This is a genomic window from Variovorax paradoxus, from assembly GCF_040544635.1.
In the GTDB taxonomy this organism is placed as follows: Bacteria; Pseudomonadota; Gammaproteobacteria; order Burkholderiales; family Burkholderiaceae_C; genus Variovorax; species Variovorax paradoxus_R.
Map to the genome: position 1 here is coordinate 61,587 of NZ_JBEPKJ010000005.1, position 22,593 is coordinate 84,179.

At 67.2% G+C, this 22,593-nt stretch carries 21 protein-coding genes and 1 pseudogene; 13 read left to right on the top strand and 9 right to left on the bottom strand.

The window, feature by feature from the left end:
• Window positions 1-40 precede the first annotated feature (40 nt).
• Entirely contained in the window at window positions 41-763 is a 723-nt protein-coding gene (locus tag ABIC94_RS09800) for a TetR/AcrR family transcriptional regulator (protein WP_354372831.1), read from the top strand.
• Here the strand turns inward: ABIC94_RS09800 and ABIC94_RS09805 are convergent.
• From ABIC94_RS09805 to ABIC94_RS09815, 3 genes are read right to left on the bottom strand one after another with little or no spacing between them, the layout of a single operon-like run.
• Window positions 741-2,120 (bottom strand): phospholipase D-like domain-containing protein, encoded by a 1,380-nt coding sequence (locus tag ABIC94_RS09805; RefSeq protein WP_354372832.1) that lies wholly within the window; start codon window positions 2,118-2,120, stop codon window positions 741-743. The two genes, ABIC94_RS09800 and ABIC94_RS09805, sit on opposite strands and share 23 nt — an antisense overlap.
• 36 nt (window positions 2,121-2,156) lie before the next feature.
• A complete protein-coding gene (locus ABIC94_RS09810) occupies window positions 2,157-2,834 on the bottom strand; it encodes a glutathione S-transferase family protein (RefSeq protein WP_354372833.1) in 678 nt (225 codons plus the stop codon).
• Window positions 2,835-2,861: 27 nt separating this feature from the next.
• Entirely contained in the window at window positions 2,862-3,983 is a 1,122-nt protein-coding gene (locus ABIC94_RS09815) for a 5-methyltetrahydropteroyltriglutamate--homocysteine S-methyltransferase (RefSeq protein ID WP_354372834.1), read from the bottom strand.
• A 146-nt stretch (window positions 3,984-4,129) separates the two neighbouring features.
• Here ABIC94_RS09815 and ABIC94_RS09820 point away from each other — a divergent pair, with 146 nt between their 5' ends.
• The 9 genes from ABIC94_RS09820 to ABIC94_RS09860 all read left to right on the top strand — a co-directional run bounded on the left by ABIC94_RS09820 (window position 4,130) and on the right by ABIC94_RS09860 (window position 13,789).
• A complete protein-coding gene (locus ABIC94_RS09820; RefSeq protein ID WP_354372835.1) occupies window positions 4,130-5,236 on the top strand; it encodes an aromatic ring-hydroxylating dioxygenase subunit alpha in 1,107 nt (368 codons plus the stop codon).
• Window positions 5,233-6,006, top strand: a complete 774-nt coding sequence (locus tag ABIC94_RS09825) for a GntR family transcriptional regulator (protein WP_354372836.1) — start codon at window positions 5,233-5,235, stop codon at window positions 6,004-6,006. The genes ABIC94_RS09820 and ABIC94_RS09825 overlap by 4 nt, the downstream gene beginning before the upstream one ends.
• A gap of 39 nt (window positions 6,007-6,045) precedes the next feature.
• Window positions 6,046-7,032 carry a PDR/VanB family oxidoreductase gene (locus tag ABIC94_RS09830; protein ID WP_354372837.1) on the top strand — a complete coding sequence of 329 codons (987 nt, stop codon included), beginning with the start codon at window positions 6,046-6,048 and terminating at the stop codon, window positions 7,030-7,032.
• A gap of 154 nt (window positions 7,033-7,186) precedes the next feature.
• Window positions 7,187-8,362 (top strand): ABC transporter substrate-binding protein, encoded by a 1,176-nt coding sequence (locus ABIC94_RS09835; RefSeq protein ID WP_354372838.1) that lies wholly within the window; start codon window positions 7,187-7,189, stop codon window positions 8,360-8,362.
• Window positions 8,363-8,725: 363 nt separating this feature from the next.
• Window positions 8,726-9,598 carry a branched-chain amino acid ABC transporter permease gene (locus tag ABIC94_RS09840; protein ID WP_126747390.1) on the top strand — a complete coding sequence of 291 codons (873 nt, stop codon included), beginning with the start codon at window positions 8,726-8,728 and terminating at the stop codon, window positions 9,596-9,598.
• Window positions 9,599-10,603 carry a branched-chain amino acid ABC transporter permease gene (locus tag ABIC94_RS09845; protein WP_354372839.1) on the top strand — a complete coding sequence of 335 codons (1,005 nt, stop codon included), beginning with the start codon at window positions 9,599-9,601 and terminating at the stop codon, window positions 10,601-10,603. It abuts the gene before it with no gap.
• Window positions 10,600-11,361, top strand: a complete 762-nt coding sequence (locus ABIC94_RS09850; protein WP_354372840.1) for an ABC transporter ATP-binding protein — start codon at window positions 10,600-10,602, stop codon at window positions 11,359-11,361. Before ABIC94_RS09845 ends, ABIC94_RS09850 begins: the two co-directional genes overlap by 4 nt.
• The gene (locus ABIC94_RS09855; protein ID WP_354372841.1) at window positions 11,354-12,058 is read left to right on the top strand and encodes an ABC transporter ATP-binding protein; all 705 of its coding nucleotides are present in this window, start codon (window positions 11,354-11,356) and stop codon (window positions 12,056-12,058) included. Before ABIC94_RS09850 ends, ABIC94_RS09855 begins: the two co-directional genes overlap by 8 nt.
• Before the next feature lie 66 nt (window positions 12,059-12,124).
• Window positions 12,125-13,789 carry a tannase/feruloyl esterase family alpha/beta hydrolase gene (locus ABIC94_RS09860; RefSeq protein ID WP_354372842.1) on the top strand — a complete coding sequence of 555 codons (1,665 nt, stop codon included), beginning with the start codon at window positions 12,125-12,127 and terminating at the stop codon, window positions 13,787-13,789.
• 40 nt (window positions 13,790-13,829) lie between these two features.
• On the opposite strand, the gene ABIC94_RS09865 is transcribed toward ABIC94_RS09860, so the two are convergent.
• The 3 genes and pseudogenes from ABIC94_RS09865 to ABIC94_RS09875 form a co-directional block, all read right to left on the bottom strand.
• Window positions 13,830-14,561: a DsbA family protein gene (locus tag ABIC94_RS09865; protein ID WP_354372843.1), complete on the bottom strand. Its 732-nt coding sequence runs from the start codon at window positions 14,559-14,561 to the stop codon at window positions 13,830-13,832.
• A gap of 2 nt (window positions 14,562-14,563) precedes the next feature.
• Window positions 14,564-15,457, bottom strand: a pseudogene (locus ABIC94_RS09870) (MBL fold metallo-hydrolase); the annotation flags it as partial.
• A gap of 135 nt (window positions 15,458-15,592) precedes the next feature.
• Entirely contained in the window at window positions 15,593-16,495 is a 903-nt protein-coding gene (locus ABIC94_RS09875; RefSeq protein WP_354372844.1) for a LysR family transcriptional regulator, read from the bottom strand.
• A gap of 146 nt (window positions 16,496-16,641) precedes the next feature.
• On the opposite strand from ABIC94_RS09875, the gene ABIC94_RS09880 reads away from it, so the two are divergent.
• The 3 genes from ABIC94_RS09880 to ABIC94_RS09890 are packed head-to-tail and all read left to right on the top strand — an operon-like array spanning window position 16,642 to window position 19,817.
• Window positions 16,642-17,595: a hydroxymethylglutaryl-CoA lyase gene (locus ABIC94_RS09880; protein ID WP_354373151.1), complete on the top strand. Its 954-nt coding sequence runs from the start codon at window positions 16,642-16,644 to the stop codon at window positions 17,593-17,595.
• Window positions 17,586-18,791, top strand: coding sequence for a CaiB/BaiF CoA transferase family protein (locus tag ABIC94_RS09885; protein ID WP_354372845.1), 1,206 nt, complete (start codon window positions 17,586-17,588; stop codon window positions 18,789-18,791). Before ABIC94_RS09880 ends, ABIC94_RS09885 begins: the two co-directional genes overlap by 10 nt.
• A gap of 39 nt (window positions 18,792-18,830) precedes the next feature.
• Entirely contained in the window at window positions 18,831-19,817 is a 987-nt protein-coding gene (locus ABIC94_RS09890; protein WP_354372846.1) for a tripartite tricarboxylate transporter substrate binding protein, read from the top strand.
• A 9-nt stretch (window positions 19,818-19,826) separates the two neighbouring features.
• Here ABIC94_RS09890 and sugE read toward each other — a convergent pair whose 3' ends face one another.
• The 3 genes from sugE to ABIC94_RS09905 are packed head-to-tail and all read right to left on the bottom strand — an operon-like array spanning window position 19,827 to window position 22,541.
• Window positions 19,827-20,147 carry a quaternary ammonium compound efflux SMR transporter SugE gene (gene sugE / locus ABIC94_RS09895; protein ID WP_354372847.1) on the bottom strand — a complete coding sequence of 107 codons (321 nt, stop codon included), beginning with the start codon at window positions 20,145-20,147 and terminating at the stop codon, window positions 19,827-19,829.
• A gap of 20 nt (window positions 20,148-20,167) precedes the next feature.
• Window positions 20,168-21,301 carry an HPP family protein gene (locus ABIC94_RS09900; protein ID WP_354372848.1) on the bottom strand — a complete coding sequence of 378 codons (1,134 nt, stop codon included), beginning with the start codon at window positions 21,299-21,301 and terminating at the stop codon, window positions 20,168-20,170.
• A gap of 4 nt (window positions 21,302-21,305) precedes the next feature.
• Complete coding sequence (locus tag ABIC94_RS09905) at window positions 21,306-22,541, bottom strand: multidrug effflux MFS transporter (RefSeq protein WP_337314471.1); 1,236 nt, start codon at window positions 22,539-22,541, stop codon at window positions 21,306-21,308.
• Window positions 22,542-22,593: the final 52 nt, after the last annotated feature.

Genomic DNA, 22,593 nt, shown 5'->3' on the forward strand with positions numbered 1-22,593 from the left:
TGAATTTGAAGTATTTTTTTAATTCGATTAACCTCGGACCATGGTTTCCCGCACTTCCAGCACCCGCTCTCCCGCCGCGCGCCAGGCCGCGGCGCGCACCCCGCGCACCGACGGCAGCACCACGCGCCTGCACATCCTCGAAACAGCGGGCCAGCTGTTTGCTGAGCGCGGCTTTGCCGAGAGCACCAGCAAGGAAATCTGCACCCGCGCCGGCACCAACATGGCCGCGGTCAATTACCACTTCGGCAGCAGGGACGGGCTCTACGAAGCCGTGCTGATCGAGGCGCATCGCCAGCTCGTGAGCATGGACGAGCTGGTCAGCCTGGCCAGCGTGCCGACCGACCCGCGGCTCAAGCTGCGCGCCTTTCTCACGCACCTGATCGAGCTGGGCAGCCAGCCCAAGGCGCCCTGGGGATTCCGCGTGGTGCTGCGCGAGGCGCTGTCGCCTTCGCCGGCCCTGCCGGTGCTGATCCGCCAGGCGGTGCTGCCCAAGGCCAAGCTGATCCGGGGCCTGATCGGCGGCATCATGGGCCTGCCCGACGATCATCCCTCGGTGCAGCGAGCCATGCTGTTCGTGGTGCTGCCCTGCATCGTGATGACGGTGGCCCCCAAGAACCTGCACAACGAAGTGCTGCCGGCTCTTAAGAACACCGAAGGACTGGCGGACGACCTGATGCGCTACGTGTTCGCCGGGCTCGACGCCATCGCGAAAGAGGCCAAGGCTTCGGCGCCCGCCACCGCTACAGCTGGAAAGCGACGGTGAGCAGCAGCCCTTCGGCCACGTCGCGCATGAGGCCCGGCCGCCGCGCGCGGTAGGGCTCGCCGGCCGAGGCCGTGGTGTCGATCCATTCGGCCAGCCAGTCGATTTCTTGCGGGCCGTAGAACACCACGGCCGCCTCGTGGTTGAGCAGGAGGCTGCGCAGGTCGAGATTGATGGAGCCGCACATGGCCAGCTCGTTGTCGACCACCACCGCCTTGGCGTGCGCCATGAAGGGCAGCATGCGAAAGCTCACGCCGGCGCGGGCCAGGTCGCGCATGGCGCGCGCGCGAACGAAGTCGGCCAGGCGGTGGTTCGACTGCGCGGGCATGGCGATGGTCACCTGCACGCCGCGCCGCGCGGCCAGCCGCAGCGCATCGCGCAGCCCGTCGCCGGGCACGAAGTAGGGCGTGACGGCGAGCACCCGGTGCTCGGCCCTAAAGCAGGCGTCGATCAACAGCGCGTGGGCGGTGTCTTCGGTCTGGTCAGGGCCGCTCGGCAGGAACTGCGCCATGGCGCAGCCCGGGCCTGCTTCCACGTCGTCGGCGGTGATGGCGCGTGCCTTGCGGCCGCGCACCGAACTCCAGTCGTGGTCGAACTGGCGGGCCGCCGCCGCGGCCACGCTGCCGCGCAGGTCGAACGAAAGATCGCGCCAGGCTTCGGGGTGCTTCTCGTTGCCGGTGAAGTATTCGCCCGCGAGGTTGCGCCCGCCCGACCACAGCCAGCCGTCGTCGGCAATGGTGAACTTGCGGTGGTTGCGCAGGTTGCGCGGCCCGATGCGGCGCAAGCTGAAGAAGGGGCGGAACACGGCGATCTCACCGCCCGCGGTGCGCAGCAGGCGGATGTGGCGGCGCGGCAGGGTCAGCGCGCCGAAGCCGTCGAGCAGCACGCGCACCTTGATGCCTTCGCGCGCGCGCTGGGCCAGCCGCTCGATGACCGCGCGGCCCAACGCGTCGTCGCCGATGATGAAGGTGCACACGTCGATGCGCTCGCGCGCGCCGTCGATCACCTGCCACAGCGCCTCGCGCGCGGCCTCGCCGTCGGCGTGCAGGCGAATTGCGCAGCGGCCGGGCGGTGCGAGGCCGAAGCTCTCGATGAGGTCGGCCGCCCAGTGCCCCGGCGGCATCGAGCGCGGCGGCCGCGGCGAACCTGCGGGGCGCAGCTTGCGCTGGCCGAACAGCAGGTACATCGGCAGGATGAAATAGGGCATGAGCACCAGCCCCATGACCCAGGCAATGGCCGTGGTGGGCGCACGCTGCTCGCGGCGCGCGCGGGTGGTCAGTATGTAGACCAGCAGCGCAAAGGTGACGACAAGAAAATGCTGGGACGGTGAGGGGAGCCAGTCGAATGCGGAATTCGGCATGGGGCGATGATGCCTGAGGGCAAGGGGCGCCAGTGGTCAGCGCGGCATAAGGAACGAGGCCACGTCGCGCCCTTCCGAGGCCAGGAAGCGCATCATCGGCTCGACCACCGCTCGCACGGCGGGCCGCTCGCCCATGCGGCTGCGCCAGGCCAGAAGCCGCGGCGTGGCCTGCGTCATTCGGGCACCCTTGCGGTCGGCGAAGATGCAGGCCATGTAGAAGGCGATGTCCGCGAAGGAGTACGGCCCCGCGAGGTAATCGCGCGTGGCCAGCAGGCCTTCCATTTCTTCATAGAAGCGCGCACAACCGGCGCAAGCCGCGACCGCCGGGGCGCTCTGCATGTCGTGCTGCAGCCCGAAGAGCTTGATCACGTTGGGGAAAAAGACCTCGTCCGACTTCTGCTCGAGCTGCCGCGCCCGTGCCCGTTCGGCAATGCCTTGGGGCCACAGCGCGGGGGTGGGGTAGCGGTCTTCGAGGTATTCGAAGATCTGCGTCGAGTCGAAGAGCTCGACGTCGCCGTCGATCAGCACCGGCACCTGCTGCTTGACGGGGTTGATGCGCAGCACATCCGGGTGCTTGGGCTCGTAGGCATCGCCCTTGGTGAACGGCACCATGATCTGCTCGAAGTCGATGCCTTTTTCGAGCGCGGCGATCTGCACCTTCGCGCCGAACATGCTGAGGGGGCCTGAGTAGATTTTTGTGATGGTCGTCGTCATGCCCCCGACTTCACCAGAAATGAAGCGTCAGGTCGAGCCCCAGACCTCCTGCGCCGTCTCGACCACCAGGCGCAGCTTGTTGCGCTGCGCTTCCACGGCAATGTTGTTGCCGTGCACCGTGCTCGAGAAGCCGCATTGCGGCGAGAGCGCGAGCTGTTCGAGCGGGGCGTACTTGGCGGCCTCTTCGATGCGGCGCTTGAGTTCGTCCTTGTCTTCCATCTCGCCGAACTTGGTGGTCACGAGGCCCAGCACCACGGTCTTGCCCTTGGGCAGGTAGCGCAGCGGCTTGAAGTCCCCCGAGCGGGCGTCGTCGTATTCCATGAAGTAGGCGTCCAGGTCCATCTCCTTCAGCAGCGCCTCGGCCACCGGCTCGTAGTTGCCGGCCGCGGCGTGGGTGCTCTTGAAGTTGCCGCGGCACAGGTGCATGGCCAGCAGCATGCCAGGCGGCTTCTGTGCCACCACCTTGTTGATGAAGGCTGCATAGCGGTGGGGCAGCTCGTTCGGGTCGTCGCCGCGCTTGCGGGCGGCTTCGCGCATGTGCTCGTCGCACAGGTAGGCCAGGTTGGTGTCGTCCATCTGCACATAGGTGCAGCCGGCGGCGGCCAGCGAGCGCAGCTCGTCGCCGTAGGCCTTGGCCACGTCGTCGTAGAACACCGGGTCGAGTTCGGGATACGCGTCCTTGCTGATGCCGGCGCGGCCGCCGCGGAAGTGCAGCATCGTCGGCGAGGGGATCGTCACCTTCGGCGTGCGGCCTGCGGAAACCTGGCTCTTCAGGTACTGGAAGTCGGCCAGCTGGATGTCCTTCACGTGGCGCACCTTGTCGATCACGCGCATCGCGGGCGGTGCCAGCTCCTCGGTGCCGTCGGGCTTGCGGATGGTGACCGGAATGTCGGTCTTCACGCCGCCGAGCTGGTCGAGAAAATCGATGTGGAAATACGTGCGGCGGAATTCGCCGTCGGTGATGCTCTTCAGGCCGATGTCTTCCTGGAACCGGACGATCTCGGTAATGGCCTTGTCTTCGACCTGGCGCAGTTGCTCGGGCGTGATCTCCCCCTTGGCGTTCTGCTCGCGTGCTTCGAGCAGGTATTTGGGGCGCAGAAAACTGCCGACGTGGTCGTAGCGGGCGGGCAGGGCGGCGTGCTGGGACATGGGGGAATCTCCGTCGTGGCTGTGAACGAATCGAACATCGTATCGCCTTGGAAACACGCGTATCTGTATACATCAATCTTGGTATTTACCCTGAATTCGGCGGGTTTCAGTGGAATTTTTCTGATTTATGTATACATTGGGTATTCATGAAAACGCCCACGACCGCCTTTCCACTGAACGCCTGGTATGCCGCCGCCTACGACGTCGAAGTGCGTCATGTGCTGCTGCCGCGCACGATCTGCAATGAAAAACTGGTGCTGTTCCGCCGTACCGACGGGCAGGTTGCCGCGCTCGAGGACGCGTGCTGGCACCGGCTCATGCCGCTGTCGATGGGCCGGCTAGAAGGCGACGAACTGGTGTGCGGCTACCACGGCCTGGTCTACAACAGCCAGGGCCGCTGCACCCACATGCCGAGCCAGGAAACGCTGAACCCCTCGGCTTGCGTGCGCAGCTTTCCGGTGGTCGAGAAACACCGCTTCGTCTGGATCTGGCCCGGCGATCCGGCCAAGGCCGACCCGGCGCTGGTGCCCGACATGCACTGGAACGACGACCCGGCCTGGGCCGGCGACGGCAAGATGATTCGCGTGAACTGCGACTACCGCCTGGTGGTCGACAACCTCATGGACCTCACGCACGAGACCTTCGTGCACGGTTCTTCCATCGGCAATCGCGAAGTGGCCGAGGCGCCTTTCGTCGCCACGCACGGCGACCGCTCGGCCACCGTCACGCGCTGGATGGAGAACATCGACGCGCCGCCGTTCTGGGGCGGCCAGATCCGCCATGCGCGCGGCTACACCGGCAAGGTCGACCGCTGGCAGATCATCCGCTTCGAGGGGCCGTGCACCGTGAACATCGACGTCGGCGTGGCCGAGGCGGGCAGCGGCGCGGTGCCGAAAGACGACAACCCCGGCGACCGCAGCAAGGGCGTGAACGGCTACGTGCTCAACACCATCACCCCCGAGACAGACAAGACCTGCCTCTACTTCTGGGCTTTTGCGCGCAACTACTGCCTGGGCGAACAGCGCCTCACGCACGAGCTGCGCGAAGGCGTGGCTGGCATCTTCCGCGAAGACGAGATCGTGCTCGAGGCACAGCAAAAAGCCATGGACGAGCGTCCCGACCACCAGTTCTACAACCTCAACATCGACGCCGGTTCGATGTGGGCGCGCCGGCTGATCGACCGCATGGTCGAGAAGGAAAAGCCCGCGCGCGCCGCGATTCCGATCCGTCCCGCCGAGAAGCAGGCCGCATGAAAGTCGCAGCCGTATCACCCGTCGAGCCCGGCGACGGCGGCAGCACGCAGGCCGTGAAGGCGCAGCTGCGCTTGCGCGAAATGATCCTGGCCGGCGAACTGCCCGGCGGCGCGCGCATTGCCGAGGTGGCCATCTCCGAGCAGCTCGGCGTTTCCCGCACACCGGTGCGCAGCGCGCTCATGCGGCTGGAGCAAGAGGGTCTGCTCGAGGCGCTGCCCAACGGCGGCTACGCGGTGCGTACTTTTTCCGAGCGCGACGTGGCCGATGCCATCGAATTGCGCGGCACGCTCGAAGGGTTGGTGGCGCGGCTTGCGGCCGAGCGCGGCGCGGCGCCGGTGGTGCTGCGCGAGGCGCGCGCCTGCCTGGCACGCATCGACGAACTGCTGCGCGAACCCGCGCTGGACGATGCGGCTTTCTCGCGCTACGTGACGCACAACGAGAAGTTTCATTCGCTGCTGTGCGAAATGGCGGCGAGCCCGGTCATCGCGCAGCAGCTCGAGCGCGTGATCAACCTGCCGTTTGCATCGCCCTCGGGCTTTGTCATCGTGCAGGCCAATTCGCCCGCCGCGCGCGACATGCTCGTGATCGCGCAAGACCAGCATGTGCAGGTGCTCGACGCCATTGAGGCCGGCGAGGGCTCGCGCGCCGAGGCGCTGATGCGCGAGCACAGCCGCATCGCGCGGCGCAACCTGCGCGAGGCGCTGCACGGCACGCCCAGCGCCGAGCAGCGGCCGTTGCCCGGCGTGCAGCTGATCCGCCGGCGCGGCTGAACCGCCGCTTTTTTCCGTCGATTCCCGTTGGTATTCCCGATGAAAAACGATCTTCAATGGATGCAGGCGCAGGTTGTTGCGCTGCGCGACGTGACGCCCACCGTGCGCGAGTTCGAGTTGCGGCCCGAGCCGGGCTTTGCCGCCGCCTACGAGCCCGGTTCGCATCTGCAGGTGCAGGTAATGGCGGCCCAGGGCAAGCTGCAGACGCGTTCGTATTCGCTGGTGGGCGAGGGCGACGGCCAGTGCTGGCGCATTGCGGTCAAGCGGCTCGATGACGGCCGTGGCGGCTCGCTCGCGATGTGGCGGCTGGCGGTGGGCGACCGGCTGCAGGTGAGCGCGCCGCAGAACCACTTTGCGCTCGACACCAGCGCGCCGGGCTACCTGCTCGTGGCCGGGGGCATCGGCATCACGCCGCTGGTGCTGATGGCGCAGCGCCTGGGCGGCCATGCACGGCGCAACGGCGTACCCGTGAAGATGCTCTACGGCGCGCGCCATGCGGGCGAATTCGCGTACCTCGACCGGCTGCGCGAGGCCTTGGGCGACGAGGTCGTTGCGCATGAGGGCGCGGCACCCATCGACTTTGCATCGGCCATCGCGGCACTGCCGCCCGGCGGCCAGCTCTACACCTGCGGCCCGGTGCCGATGCTCGAAGCCGTCAAGCGCGCCTGGCAAGCGGCGGGCCGCGCCCCGGCCGACCTGCGCTTCGAGACCTTCGGCAGCAGCGGCCGGCTCGCGACGCAGGCCTTCACGGTGCGCATTCCCCGGCACGACCTGGCGATTACCGTGCCGGCCGATTGCACGTTGCTTGAAGCGCTCGACGCCGCCGGCGTGGAAACGCTCTGGGACTGCAAGCGCGGCGAATGCGGCCTGTGCGCCATGGACGTGCTCGCGGTCGACGGCGAAGTCGACCACCGCGACGTGTTCCTGAGCGAGCACGAGAAGCAGGCGACCACTCGCATCTGCGCCTGCGTGTCGCGTGCCGTGGGTACCCTCACGCTCGACTCCGCGTACCGGCCCGACAACTGAAAACCTCCTGCGCGATGATCGCGCAGTTCATTTGTTCATCGCGCAACAAAGCTCCGGCTCGGGGGCGGAGTAGGTGATTGCCTGCTCCGCCGGATGTTGCAAAGTGTTGAAAAATGGCCCCTGGTTCGCATTCCGTCTCCCCAAGGAAAACTTCATGCAAAGACGTCACCTCATCCAGACCGCAGGCCTTACGGCGCTTGCGCTTTCCATGTCGCTTGCCAGCGCGCAAGACAACAACAAGTTCAAGATCGGCCTGATCCTGCCCATGACGGGGCAGCAGGCGTCCACCGGCCGGCAGATCGAAGCGGCGGCCCGGCTGTACATGGCGCAGAACGGCGACACCGTGGCGGGCAAGAAGATCGAGCTGATCATCAAGGACGACGTGGCCACGCCCGACGTGACCAAGCGCCTCGCGCAGGAACTCATCGTCAACGACAAGGTGAACGTGATCGCCGGCTTCGGCGTCACGCCGGCCGCGCTGGCCGCCGCGCCGCTGGCCACGCAATCGAAGACGCCGCAGGTCGTGATGGCCGCGGCCACCTCGAGCATCACCGAAGCCTCGCCCTACATCGTGCGCAGCAGCTTCACGCTGCCGCAGGTGTCGGTGGCCATGGGCGACTGGGCGCCGAAGAACGGCGTGAAGACGGTCGTCACGCTGGTGGCTGACTACGGCCCCGGCAACGACGCCGAGAAATTCTTCAGCGAGCGCTTCCAGCTCAACGGCGGCAAGGTGATCGAGAAGCTGCGCGTGCCACTGCGCAACCCCGATTTCGCGCCGTTCCTGCAGAAGGTGCGCGACGCCAAGCCCGACGCGCTGTTCGTCTTCGTGCCCTCGGGCGCCGGCGCGGCCGTGATGAAGCAGTTTCTCGAGCGTGGCATGGACAAGGCCGGTATCCGCATGATCGCGACCGGCGACGTGACCGATGACGACCAGCTCAACGACATGGGCGACGGCGCACTGGGCGTGGTCACTTCGCACCACTACTCGGCCGCGCATCCGTCGCCGGCGAACAAGAAGTTCGTCGAGGCCTTCCAGAAGGCCAACCCGAAGATGCGCCCCAACTTCATGGCCGTGGGCGGCTATGACGGCATGCGCGTGATCTACGAAGCGCTCAAGGCCACCAAGGGGCAGGGCGGCGGCGACGCGCTGCTGGCGGCCATGAAGGGCCAGATCTTCGAGAGCCCGCGCGGCCCGGTGTACATCGATGCGCAGACGCGGGACATCGTGCAGGACGTGTATCTGCGCAAGGTCGAGAAAAAGGACGGGCAGCTCTACAACGTCGAGTTCGACGTGATCAAGGGTGTGAAGGATCCGGGCAAGGCGAAGTAATTGGTTGAGTGCTGGGGCGCTGCTGTTCAGGGCGGCGCTCCCGCCGACGGGGTACCTTGCTCCGCGAATGTCCCCTGGCCTGCGGCCTCCTCCTTTATTTCGCTGCGCAAGGCACCCCGCCAGCGGGCGCGTTGGAAAGAGCGGTCATTGATCGGCGGTGCACAAGCAGCGCGTCCCAGTGCACAGGGCATCGGGTGCTCCCCGCAGCGAAATAAAGGAGGAGCCGAAGGCGGGGGACATTCGCGGAGGGGAGTACCCGGTGGCCTTTGCACGCGCCCTGAACAACAACACCTGAACAGCAGCGCCCCGAACAAGAACCGAAAAACAAGCGAGCCAAAGCAAACGCCGTAGCGGAACAATGACATGTTGACCATTCTTTTCGACGGCATCGCCTACGGCATGCTGCTCTTCGTGCTCGCGGTCGGGCTGGCCGTGACGCTCGGGCTGATGAACTTCATCAACCTGGCGCACGGCGCCTTTGCCATGGCGGGCGGGTATCTCACGGTGTTTGCGATGCAGAAGCTCGGCGTGCCGTTCCTGGCTTGCCTGCCGCTTGCGTTCATCGTGGTGGCCCTTGCTGGCGCGCTGCTCGAACGCACGCTCTACCGGCCCATGTACGGCAAGCCGCACCTCGACCAGGTGCTGTTCTCCATCGGCCTTGCCTTCATGGCCGTGGCGGCCATCGACTACTTCGTCGGTTCGTCGCAGCAGAACATCCAGTTGCCCGAATGGCTGCGCGGCCGTACCGAAGTCGGCGACGGCGCGCTGCTGCTCGGCATGGGGCACTACCGCCTGTTCATCATTGCCGTGTGCGCCGTGCTCACCGTGGTGCTTCAGCTCATTCTCTCGAAGACCCGCTTCGGCAGCCGGCTGCGCGCCGCCGTCGACGACCCGCGCGTGGCGGCGGGGCTGGGCATCAACGTCAACATCGTGTTCCTGCTGACCTTCGCCGTGGGCTCGGGGCTCGCGGGCCTGGGCGGTGCGTTGGGCGCGGAAATTTTGGGGCTCGATCCGACCTTTCCGCTCAAGTACATGATCTATTTTCTGATCGTGGTGTCGGTCGGCGGCACCTCGTCGATCACCGGGCCGCTCGCGGCCGCGCTGCTGCTCGGCATTGCCGACGTGGCGGGCAAGTACTTCATTCCCAAGATGGGTGCGTTCACCGTTTACCTGCTCATGATCCTGATACTGATGTGGCGGCCCCAGGGCTTGTTCACGCGCAAGGGAGGCCGTTGAATGAGCGCGCCTTCTTCTTCCTCTTCGGTTGATTTCCAATCCGCCCTGCTGCGCAAGGCGCGCTGGCGTCCGCTCGAATTCGTGGTCTGGGCCGCGGCGTTTGCGCTGCCGTTCGTCATGCCTTCGCACTCGCTGCTGGTCAACGAGATTGCCATCGTTGCGCTGTTCGCGATGTCGCTCGACCTCATCCTCGGCTACACCGGCATCGTGTCGCTGGGGCATGCCGCCTTCTTCGGCTTTGGCGCCTACACCGCGGCGCTGTTCGCCAAGCTCGTGATGCCGGACCCGACGGTGGGGCTGGTGGTGGCCACCGTGCTCTCGGCCGTGCTCGGCCTCGTGGCCAGCGTGACGATTCTGCGCGGCAGCGACCTCACACGGCTGATGGTCACGCTGGGCACCGCACTGCTTCTGCTCGAACTCGCCAACAAGCTCGACTGGCTCACCGGCGGTGCCGACGGCCTGCAGGGCGTGGTGATGGGGCCGGTGCTCGGCCTGTTCGAGTTCGACCTGTTCGGCCGTACGGCGGCATGGTATTCGCTGGCCGTGATGCTGTTGCTGTTCCTCGTGATGCGCCGCATCGTGCATTCGCCCTTCGGCGCCACGCTGAAGGCAATTCGCGACAACCGGCTGCGTGCCATGGCCATCGGCATTCCGGTGGTGTCGCGGCTCGTGGTCATCTACACCGTGGCGGCCGGCATCGCCGGTGCCGCGGGTGCGCTGCTGGCGCAGACCACCGGCTTTGCCTCGCTCGACGTGCTGGCCTTCGACCGTTCGGCCGACGTGCTGCTGATGCTGGTGATCGGCGGCGTGGGCTGGCTCTATGGCGGCGTGGCGGGCGCCATCGTCTTCAAGCTGCTGCAGAACTGGCTCTCTGCCGTGACGCCGCAGTACTGGATGTTCTGGATCGGGCTGCTGCTGGTGCTGCTGGTGCTCGTGGGGCGCGACCGTGTGCTCAAGCCGTGGACGTGGCTGGGTGCCGGCAAGAAGAAGGGCGGTGCATCGTGACCGAAACCGTGCTTTCGACGCAAGGCCTGGTGATGCGCTTCGGCGGCATCACGGCCACCAACAACGTCACCATGGAACTCAAGCGTGGTGCGCGCCATGCGCTGATCGGCCCCAACGGCGCCGGCAAGACCACGCTCATCAACCTGCTGACCGGTGTGCTCACGCCCACCGAAGGCCGCATTTCGCTGCTCGGCGAAGACATCACGACGCTGGCGCCGCACAAGCGCGTGGCGCGCGGGCTGGTGCGCACCTTCCAGATCAACCAGTTGTTCGATTCGATGACGCCGCTCGAAACGCTGGCGCTCGTCGTGTCGCAGCATCAAGGCATCTCGTCGCAATGGTGGCGCCCGCTGGGCTCCGCCAAGGCAGTGACGGAACGCGCATCGCAATTGATCGAACAGTTTCATCTCGGCGACGTCGCGCAGCAGCAGACGAAGTTCATGGCCTACGGCAAGCGGCGCCTGCTGGAGATTGCGATTGCACTGGCCTGCGAACCGCGCGTGCTGCTGCTCGACGAGCCCGTGGCGGGCGTTCCCGCGGGTGAGCGCGAAGAGCTGCTGCAGACCGTGGCCGCATTGCCGGCCGATGTGTCGGTGCTGCTGATCGAGCACGACATGGACCTGGTGTTCAGCTTTGCCGACCGCATGACGGTGCTGGTCAATGGCACGCTGCTGACCGAGGGCGACCCCGAAACCATCGCCAACGATCCGAAGGTCAAAGAGGTCTATCTGGGCCACGGGGAGCATGCCCATGTCTGAACTGCTGCGCATCGAGAACCTGAGCGCCGGCTACGGCGAGGCCGTGGTGCTGCACGACGTGGCGTTTGCGCTCGGAGAAGGGCAGACGCTGGCACTGCTGGGCCGCAACGGCACGGGCAAGACCACGCTCATCAACACGCTGGCAGGCGCCACCCGGCAGCACGGTGGAACCATCACGCTCGGCGGGCAGGCCCTGCACAAGGTGGCACCGCATCAGCGCGCAGCAGCCGGCATCGGCTGGGTGCCGCAGGAGCGCAACATCTTCAAGTCGCTCACGGTGCACGAGAACCTCACGGCGGTGGAGCGGCCCGGAAAGTGGAACCCGCAGCGCGTCTACGAGATGTTCCCGCGCCTGGCCGAGCGCAAGACCAACCTGGGCACGCAGCTCTCGGGCGGCGAGCAGCAGATGCTGGCCGTGGGCCGCGCGCTGGTGCTGAACCCCAAGCTGCTGCTGCTCGACGAGCCGCTCGAAGGCCTCGCGCCGATCATCGTGGAAGAGTTGTTGCGCGCCATCCGCCGCATTACGCAAGACGAAGGGCTGGCCGCCATCATCGTGGAGCAGCATCCGCAGGCGATCCTCGCGATTTCCGACCACGCGGTGGTGCTCGACCACGGCACCATCGTGCACACCGACAGCGCGGCGGCATTGCGCAACCAGCCGCAGGTGCTCGAGCGGCTGCTGGGTGTGGCGCGGTAACGGTTCCGGCGAATAAAAGGAGACAGACAAATGGCGATCCCGAAAACAGTGTTTTGCAGGGGCGCCATGTTGGCCTCCGCCGTATTGTTGGCTGCCTGCGGCACCACCACCGGCCCGCAGAGCCTCACGCTCGGCGGCAATCCGGCGGCGTCTTGCGCGGCGCTCGTCGCACCGGTCGCTCCCGCGGCCATCGGCCTGCCGAGCGGTGCGGCGACGATCGATTCGGCCACCCTCATTCCCGCCGCTGCGCTTGCCGTGGCCGAACGCGGGCCTACCCCTGCGGGGCGCATCACGCCGATGACACCCGCGCACTGCAAGGTGCTCGGCCGCATTGCGCCGCTCGATGCAACGGCACCGCCCATCCTGTTCCAGGTCAACCTGCCGCTCACGTGGAATGGGCGCAGCGTGCAGTACGGCGGCGGTGGCTTCAACGGCGTGTTGATCACCGGCCTTGCGCTGGTGCCGGCCGCGCGCTTCGACCTGCCCACGCCGCTGGCGCAGGGCTACGTGACCTACGGCACCGACTCCGGCCACCAGAACGTGCAGGGCCAGCCGCCGCAGGCCTTTGCGCTCAACGACGAGGCGCTGGTGAATTTTGCGCACGCCTCGTACAAGAAGGTGCGCGACGTGGCGGTGGCACTGATGCAGCGCGCCTACGGGCAGGCGCCGCAGAAGCTGTACTTCGTGGGCAGCTCCGAGGGCGGGCGCGAGGGGCTCACCATGGCGCAGCGCTATCCGCAGGACTTCGACGGCATCTTCAGCCGCGTGCCTGTCATCAACTGGACGGGGCTGCAGCACGCCGGCACGCGCAACGGCATTGCCACCTTCGGCGAAGGGTGGCTTCGGCCCGCGCAGGTGCAGCTGGTGCACAACGCGGTGCTTGCATCGTGCGACGCCGCGGACGGCGTGGCGGACCGCGTCGTGTCGAACCCGGCGGCCTGCCTGCAGCGCTTCGATCCGGCGAGCCTGCGCTGCGCGGCGGGCACGAGCGGCGACAACTGTCTCAACGATGCGCAGGTGCAGGCGGTGCGCACGCTGCGCTCGCCATGGCGCTCGCCCGTGCCGCTGGCCCATGGCGTTGCGGAATACCCGGGCTGGGGCATCGGCGGTGAAGGCACGCCGGCCTTCGCGGCAACCGGCGGCTGGAACGCATGGTGGACGGGTACCGCTGCACCCACGGTGCCGCCGCAACCGAGCAACGGCATTGCTTGGTTCTACGGCAGCGGTGCGCTGCAGTATTTCTATGCGCGCAATCCGTCTCTCGACGTGCGCAACTACCGCGCGGAAGACTTCGCCGCGCGCATCGCCACCGTGTCGCAGCTGATGGATTCGACCAACCCCGACCTCAGCGCCTTCCACGCGCGCGGCGGCAAGCTGCTGATGCTGGAGCACATGGCCGACTACGCGCAGAGCCCGTTCGCCGGCATCCTCTATTACGAATCGGTGGTGGCGCGCATGGGCCGCGACAACGTGGACCGCTTCATGCGCCTCTACACCGCGCCCGGTGTCGATCACGTGGGCAGCGGGGCGCCGGCCAATGTCGACATGCTCGGCGCGCTCGCCGACTGGGTCGAACGCGGTCGCGCGCCGGCCGGCCTGCAACTGGCCGAGCAGGAAGTGCAGCCGCCGTTCAGGGTCGTGCGTGCCCGCCCGCTGTGCGAATGGCCGCTGTGGCCGCGCTACACGGGCGGCGATGCGTCGCAGGCGGGCAGCTTCCAATGCAGCCGGTAGCGCGCGCGGTTAACGCGGGTAAGGCGAACGGCGTGACAGCCTAGATGGCGCAGCTGTCGGGGCCGCACATGGCCGATGTCGACCCGGTGTCTGCCGCCGGCAACGGCGCGACCAACCCGGAGAGCTGTGCTTTCCATTCTTCGGTGCGCCCGAGCCACGGACCGATGTCGATGCGGCTTGCAGTGCCATCGGCCTGCGCCAGCACCAAGGTCGGAAAGCCCTGGCCGCCCGCGCGTTGCAGCAGTTGACGGCTCTCGGCGAAATGCCGCGAGGTGGCCTCGCCGGACAGCCGGGCAAAGGCCGATGCGAATGCCTCACCGTCGAAGCCGAGTTCTGCCGCCAGCGCATTGAGCACGTCCACGTCGGCGATGCGGCGGCCTTCGACATAGTGCGCGCGCTGCAGCCGATGGATCATGTCGAGGCCGCCTCCTGCCCGCAGCGCGTCGGCCGCGAGGATGGCGGTGGTGGGCGGCTCGGAATCCATCATTGCACCGATGTCGCGCAGCAGCCCTTCGAAGTACGCTTCGCCAAAGGGCTGGCCCGTGAGCTCGGCGATGCGGTGGTCGTGCGGCATCACGTAGTCGCGCCACTGGGGCGTGATGGCGCGCCGGTTGGCGCCGGTCATCATGCCGCCGCCATGGAACTCGACCTTGAGGCCCGGCACGCTGCGTGCCGCGTCGATCAGCGGTGCGACCGCGTAGCACCAGCCGCACATCGGATCGAAGATGTAGTGCAGCGTGGCGTCCGCCGAGGGGGTGTTGCTGTCGCTCATTGCGGCCACTTCATTTCTCCCTTGATGACCTTGGCGCTCAGTTCGAGCGACGAGGCGTGTTCCAGCTTCGGGTAGCGCTTCTTCATGGCGGCGATGAGCGCGGCCGAATCCTTGGCCTTGGCGGCTTCGGTTTCAAAGGCCTGCAGATAGCTGCGCGTGAACTTTACCGATGCCACCGAGTAGGGCATCGATCCATCGGCGTTGGGTTCGAAGTGGCCGGGCACGACGGTCTTGGGGCGCAGCGCTTCGATGCGGCCGAGCGTCTTGATCCAGTCGCGGCGCGACTCGGGCGTTTGCGTATCGGCCACCCACAGGTGGATGTTGGCCGACACAGGCACGCCGCCGACCACCGCCTTGATCGAGGGAATCCACGCGAAGGTGCGCGCCGGCGTCGGGCCGTCGAGGCCCACCACCTGGATCTTGCGGCCTTCGAGCTCGATGCTGTCGCCGGCGAGCGGCTCGGGCACCACCAGCGCCTTGGGGGCGTTCTCCTTCAGGATCGGGCCCCAGTGCGCGAGCTTGCCGTCCTTCGACGCCTGGATGGCGGCCACGGTCTGCGGCGTGGCGACGATCTTCGCGTCAGGAAAGGCCGCCTGGATCACGTCGAGGCCGAAGTAGTAGTCGGGGTCGCTGTGGCTGATGTAGACCGTGGTCAGCTTCTTGCCGCTGGCCTTGATCTTCTGCACCAGCGCCTCGGCGTCGTTGCGCTGGAACTGCGCGTCGATCAGCACGGCGTCGGTCTGGCCGGTCACCAGTTCGGAGGACACCGGGAACATCGACTTGGCGCCGGGGTTGTACACGTCGAGCTTGAGCGGCCCGGCGGCATGGGCTGCCAGCGAAACGAGGGACAACGTGGCGGAAAGGGCGGCTGCGGAAAGAAGGGTTCTGCGGAACATTTCGGGTCTTTCAGGTGAATGAACTTGATGGGTGGCAACGTGACAGGCCCGATGGTAGGTTTCTATAAAAGAAACAAAAACCTCGATTCGACCAATGAATAGTTTCTGTTTTCGGTCGAATCCAACGCGAAATACTCAGTCCGTAGCGCACCGCTCGAGATGCGTGACGAGCAGCTGTGCCGCCAGCGACAGCGTCTCTTCGCCGCGAAAGCAGATGGCGAAGCGGCGGCGCGCCCAGGCGTCGGTAAGCGGCATCAGACGAAGGCCGTAGGCGTCGGCAAAGGGTTGCGCCACTTCCGAAGGAACCACGCTGATCGCAAGCCCGGCGCGCACCACGCGCAATGCGGCGTCGAAGTTGGTCACCAGCACGCGATAGGCCAGCGGCTTGCCGGCCACGGCAGCTTCCCGGGCGAGCATCAGCTGCACGGCGCTCAGCGCGGGCATGCCGACGAACTCATGCCCGAGCACATCCTCGAAGCGCACCTTGCCGCGGCGCGCCACCGGGTGCGACGGATGGGCGACCACGGCCAGGTGGTCGGTGCGGTAGCTGCGCCGCTGCAGGCCTTCGAGGTCGGCGGCGTCCCAGCACAGGCCGATCGATGCGCTGCCTTCACGGATGCCGCGCACGATCTCGGGGCTCACGCGCTCTTCCATGTCGACCCGGATGTCGCGGTGCGCCGGGTTCTGCAGAAAGTTGGCCACGTCTTCGGCCAGCGATTCGGCCATGACCGAGGCCGAGGCGAGGATGCGCACATGCCCCCGCGCGCCACCGGCGTAGGCCGCCATGTCGCGCTCGATGCGCTGCGCACTGCCCAGCATCGCGCGCGCGTGCTCCAGCAGCGTTTCCCCGGCCGCAGTGGGCACCACGCCGCGGCGCTTGCGCAGCAGCAGGGGCGTGCCGACGGCGTCTTCGAGCTGGGCCAGTCGCTTGCTGATGGCCGAGCCGACGATGCTGGCCTGCTCGCCGGCGCGCGCGATGCTGCGGGTTTCGCAAACAGAAACGAAGAGGCGCAGGGTGGTCAGGTCGAGGTCTCGCATGTGGGGTTCCGAGCCGGAAGATGTGGTATTCCATTTTGGAACGAATTGGCTTCCGAAATCTATTTTCTGAATCGAATCGGAACTTCTAACATAGGCGCCAAACCACGAAGGAGACACCTATGAACGACGCATCGGTCGCAGCGCCCATCGCGCACGCCTTTCTGCCGCCTCGCGCGGTTGTCCGCGAAGTGGGGCTGCGCGACGGCCTGCAGAGCATCGCGAGAACGCTGCCCACCGCCCAGAAGCTCGAATGGATTCGCGACGCGCATGCCGCCGGCCAGCACGAGATCGAGGTCGGCTCCTTCGTGCCGGCCCGCTTGCTGCCGCAACTGGCGGACACCGCCGAACTGCTGGCCTATGCGAAGACGCTGCCGGGCCTTTTCACTTCGGTGCTGGTGCCCAACCTGCGGGGCGCGGAACTCGCCATTGCGGGCGAGGCCGATCTCATGATGGTGCCGCTGTCGGCCAGCCACGCCCACAGCCTGGCCAACCTGCGCAAGACGCCAGACGAAGTGGTGGCCGAGGTCGCCCGCATCCGCGCCGCGCGCGATGCCGCGGGCTCCAGGACGATGATCGAGGGCGGCGTGGGAACCGCCTTTGGCTGCACCATCCAGGGCCACGTCGCGACGGAAGAGGTGCTGCGCCTGATGCAGGCGCTGCTCGATGCGGGCGCCGACCGGGTGGGCCTGGCGGACACCGTCGGCTATGCCGATCCGGCCATGGTCCGCAGCCTGTTCGAGCGCGCGCAGCGCATCGCGGGCGATCGCCTCTGGTGCGGCCATTTCCACGACACGCGCGGCCTCGGTCTTGCCAACGTGTATGCCGCGCTGGAAGTCGGCATCACGCGCTTCGACGCCTGCCTGGCCGGCATCGGCGGCTGCCCGCACGCGCCCGGCGCCAGCGGCAACGTCGACACCGAAGACCTCGTGTTCATGCTCGAGAGCATGGGCGTTGCCACCGGCGTCGATCTGCCGAAGCTGCTCGACCTGCGCCAGCGCGTGGCGGGTTGGCTGGAAGGCGAGACGCTGCAAGGCACGGTGTGGCGCGCGGGTTTTCCGAAGACCTTTGCGGCCACCGCGGGAGCCGCGGCATGCGTGTGAATACTGAAGAAAAGCGCCTGCCGCTCACCGGCATCCGCGTGGTCGAGTTCACCCACATGGTCATGGGCCCGACCTGCGGCATGGTGCTGGCCGACCTGGGCGCCGAGGTCATCAAGGTCGAGCCGATCGACGGCGACCGCACGCGGCACCTGCTGGGCGCGGGCACCGGCTTCTTCCCGATGTTCAACCGCAACAAGAAAAGCATTGCGCTCGACCTGCGCCATCCGCAGGGGCTCGAAGCGGCGCTGCGCCTGTGCGCCACCGCCGACGTGGTGGCGCAGAACTTCAGGCCCGGCACCATGGACAAATACGGGCTTGGCTACGCCGCGCTCGGCAAGCTCAATCCGCGGCTGGTGTACGTGAACCACACCGGCTTTCTGCCCGGCCCCTACGAGCACCGCACCGCGCTCGACGAGGTGGTGCAGATGATGGGCGGCCTCGCCTACATGACGGGCCGGCCCGGCGACCCGCTGCGCGCGGGCACCAGCGTGAACGACATCATGGGCGGCATGTTCGGTGCCATCGGCGCGATGGCCGCGCTGATGCAGCGCATCCAGACCGGCAAGGGGCAGGAGGTGCAGTCCGCGCTCTTCGAGAACAACGTGTTCCTGGTCGGCCAGCACATGCTGCAGTACGCGATCACCGGCCAGGCCGCCGCGCCGATGCCCGAGCGCATCTCGGCCTGGGCGCTGTACGACGTGTTCACCGTGAAGGACGGCGAGCAGATCTTCCTGGCCGCGGTGAGCGACGCGCAATGGACGGTGTTCTGCGACGCGCTGGGCTTCGACGATCTGAAGGCCGACCCGGCCTTGCGCACCAACAACGACAGGGTCCGCGTGCGGCCCGCGTTGCTGGCGGACCTGCGCGAGCGCCTGGCCGACTGGTCGGCCGCGGAGTTGTCGGCGATCTTCGAGGCGCGCGGCCTGCCTTTCGCGCCCATCGTGCGGCCCGAAGACCTCTACGAAGATCCGCATCTGAAGGCCACCGGCGGCCTCGCCGACATCCGCCTGCCCGACGGCGAGCGCGCCGGCCAGATGGCGCAGACGACCCTGTTCCCCATCACGCTGGGCGGCGAGCGCCTGGGCGTGCGGCTGGACCCGCCGACACTCGGCGAGCACACGCGGGAACTGCTGGCCGAACTCGGCTATGCCGAGGCGCAGGTGGCGGCCATGCAGGCCGAGTCGGCTGTTGCCTGAGCGCTTTTATTTCCGAAAACCATAAAGAGAGACAAGACCATGCACACGATGCTTCCTCCCATGACCCGCCGCGCCGTACTGGGCTTCGGCGCCTCCGCTGCCGCACTGGCCGCTTGCCCCGCAATCGCGCAGGGCTCCGACAAACCCGTCCGCTTCATCCTGCCGATCAGCGCCGGCTCGGGTGTGGACGCCATCGCGCGCGCGGCCTCGGTCGCACTCGGCAAGGCCTTCGGCCAGCCGGTGGTGATCGAGAACCTGCCGGGCGCGGGTGGCATCACCGGCACTTCGGTCGTGGTCAAGGCCGCGCCCGACGGGCTCACGCTCGGCATGGTGTCGAACAACCACGTCATCAACCCGGCCGTGTACAAGAAGATGCCCTTCGATGCCATCAATGACGTGACGCCCATCAGCGTGGTGGGCGCGACCCCGCTGGTGCTCGTGGTCAACCCGAAGCTGCCGGCCAAGAACGTGAAAGAACTGGTGGCGTTGCTGCGCGCCAAGCCCGAGAGCTACAACTACGCTTCGTCGGGCAACGGCACCATCATCCACCTGGCGGGCGAAATGTTCATGGAAGAAGCCGGTGTGAAAGCGCGGCACATTCCCTACAAGGGCACCGGCCCGATGGTCACCGACATGATCGCGGGCCAGGTCGAGATGGGCGTGGTGGCGTTGCCCGCGGTGCAGCCGCACCTCAAGAGCGGCGCGCTGCGGGCCATCGGCCTGTGCAGCCCACAGCGCTCTCCGGCTGCGCCCGATATCCCGACCATTGCGGAGCAGGGCTTGCCCAACTACGCGGTCGAAGGCTGGTTCGCGGTGATCGGCCCGCCGAAGATGCAGGCCGCCGACATTCAGCGCGTGCACGCCGCGGTGGCGGCGGCTTTCACGAGCGAAGAGGTGCGGGAAGCCATGGACAAGCAGGGGAACGTCATCAAGCCCACCTCGCCCGAGCAGGCCGCGAGTTACTTCCGCAGCGAAGCCGCGCGCTATGCGTCGCTGGTGAAGAAGGCGAACGTCGTGGTGGAATGAAGCGCGGGCTCAGGCCGGGCTCGTGATCTTGAGCCCGAGAATGCCCGCGACGATCAGGCCGACGCAGATGAGCCGCGCCGCGTTGGCGGGCTCATGGAACAGCACGATGCCCAGGATGACCGTGCCCACCGCGCCGATGCCGGTCCACACCGCATAGGCCGTGCCCACGGGCAGCGAGCGCATGGCCCAGCCGAGCAGCACGATGCTGAGCACCATCGAAATGGCCGTGCCGATCGACGGCCAGAGCCTGGTAAATCCTTCGGTGTACTTGAGGCCGATGGCCCAGCCCATCTCGAGCAGGCCCGCCACCAACAACACGATCCACGCCATGCGCGCTCCTTGAAAAGGTTTCAGTTCTCGGGCCGCACGGCGCGGTAGAGCGCGCGCACGAAGTCCGACTGCGTGATCATGCCGGTGAGCCGCCTTTCATGGTCGATGATGGGGATATGGTGATGGCCGCCCTCGGAGAACAGCGGCACCAGGTCGACCACCGGGCGGTCGGCGCTGGCCACGCGCACCTGGCGCGTCATGATCTGGCCGACCACTTCCGGCTTGTTCGACACCACGGTGCGCGTGGCGCGGATCAGGTCGCGCAGGCGTCCCGCAATGCCTTCGTGGTGCTCGAGGTCGAGCATGCGAAAGAAGTCGGCCTGCGTCACGATGCCGACCACGCGGCGCGTGCGGTCGATGACGGGCAGCGCCTTGATGCGGCGCTGGTTCATCAGCGTCCAGGCCTCCTGCAGCGGCGTGCCGAACTCCACCGACACCGGGTCGCGCGACATGATGTCGGCGCAGTGCAGGGTACCGAGGCGCCGCTTGTACGACTCGAGCTCGGTCTGCTGGATCAGCGATTCGAGATCGTCGCGGCTGATGTCCAGCACCTGGTTGTAGCGGGCCAGCACCGCGTCGATGTCGGCCTGGCTGAAGCGCGCATCCGCTGACGGCGGCCGCGCCACCTGCACGTGCGGATAGCGCCTGCCGGTGAACGTGTTGTAGGCCACGCCGGCCAGCACCAGCAGCAGCGAGTTCACGAGGGTGGGGAACAGCGCCGCTGAAAAATCGGTGGTGTGCGTCAGCACGGCGAGCAGCGCGGCTGCGCCGCCAGGCGGGTGCAGGCTGCGCGTCGCAAACATCAGCCCGATGGCCGCGCCGACAGCCAGCGCCGCGGCCCAGGCCGCATCAGGCACCCAGCGCACGCAGGCAATGCCGACCAGCGTGGACAGCGTGTTGCCCACGATCACCGACCAGGGCTGCGCAAGCGGGCTCGCAGGCACCGCGAACACCAGCACCGCGCTCGCGCCCATCGGCGCAATCAGCCAGACGCTGATGCCCGCTGCCTCTGCCATCCAGCGGCACAGCAGCGCGGTGATGAGCAGGCCAATTGCCGCTCCGCCCACGGCGCGCATGCGCTCGCGCACGTCGACGGTGTTGCGGCCGGGCAGCCAGGCACGCGCATGCGTCAGCAAAGCGGAAAGCTGCGGCATGGCGTCAGACCTCCGCGGCCACGCGGCGGCCGATTTCGGGCCACTGGCCGTGCAGCCAGACCCAGGCGACCAGGCCGATGCCCAGCATCAGCATCGAGGTCAACGCCAGAGCCAGCGTGGAATGCATGACCAGCGGCGCCACCACGCCGGCAACAAGGCCGTTGGCCGTGGAGCCGATCACGGCCTGCAGCGACGAGGCCATGCCGCGCCGCTCCGGATGAAGGTCGAGCACCAGCAGCGTGACGACCGGCACCATCAGCGCCCAGCCGAAGGCGAACACAGCGAGCGGCCACAGGGCCCATGCGGCGTGCGCGGTGAACAGCGCGTTGGCCGCAACGTTGACCAGCGAGGTCACCAGCATGATCAGAAAGCCGTCGCGGATCTGCCGCTTGGGCGCCACCTTGCCCGCCATGCGGCCGCTGGCCCATGCGCCCGACATGATGCCGCCGATGGTCAGCAGGAAGAACCAGAAGAACTGCGTCGGCGCCAGGGCAAGGTGGTCGCCCAGAAAGGCCGGCGCCGCCAGCACATAGAGGAACATGCCGTTGAACGGAACGCCGCTCGCGAATGCGAGCAGCAGAAAGCGCGGGTCGGAGCACAGGTCCCAGTAGCCGCGCATCAGGTGGCGCACCTGGAACGGCTGGCGCTGGCTCTGGTGCAGCGTTTCGGGCAGCAGCTTGTAGTTGGCCACGAACAGAATCACGCCGACCGCCACCAGGAACCAGAAGATCGCGTGCCAGCCGGCATGAACGAAAAGAAAGCCGCCGACGATGGGCGCAATGGCCGGTGCCACGCCGAAGTAGATGGTCACTTGGCTCATCACGCGCTGCGCGTCGGCGGGCGGAAACATGTCGCGGATGACCGCGCGCGAGACCACGATGCCGGCGCCGGTCGAAAGGCCCTGCAGGCCGCGGAACAGCACCAGCTGCGCAATGTTCTGCGACAGCGCGCAGCCCAGCGAGGCAATGGTGAACACCGCCAGCCCCCACAGCACCACCGGTCGGCGGCCGAAGCTGTCCGACAAGGCGCCGTGGAACAGGTTCATGAACGCAAAGCCGAACAGGTAGGCCGAAAGTGTCTGCTGCATTTCGGCGGGCGTGGCACCGATGGAGCGCGCTATGCCCGAGAAAGCCGGAATGTAGGTGTCGATGGAAAAGGGACCGAGCATGCCCAGCACGGCGAGCAGCACGGCAAGCGCCCAGCGCGGGGCCAGCCAGAGCTTGTCTGCATCGGGATTCATGAGGTGTGCTCCATTCTTCTTATCCGAAGGCCAAAAAAGAAAGCGCCCTTGC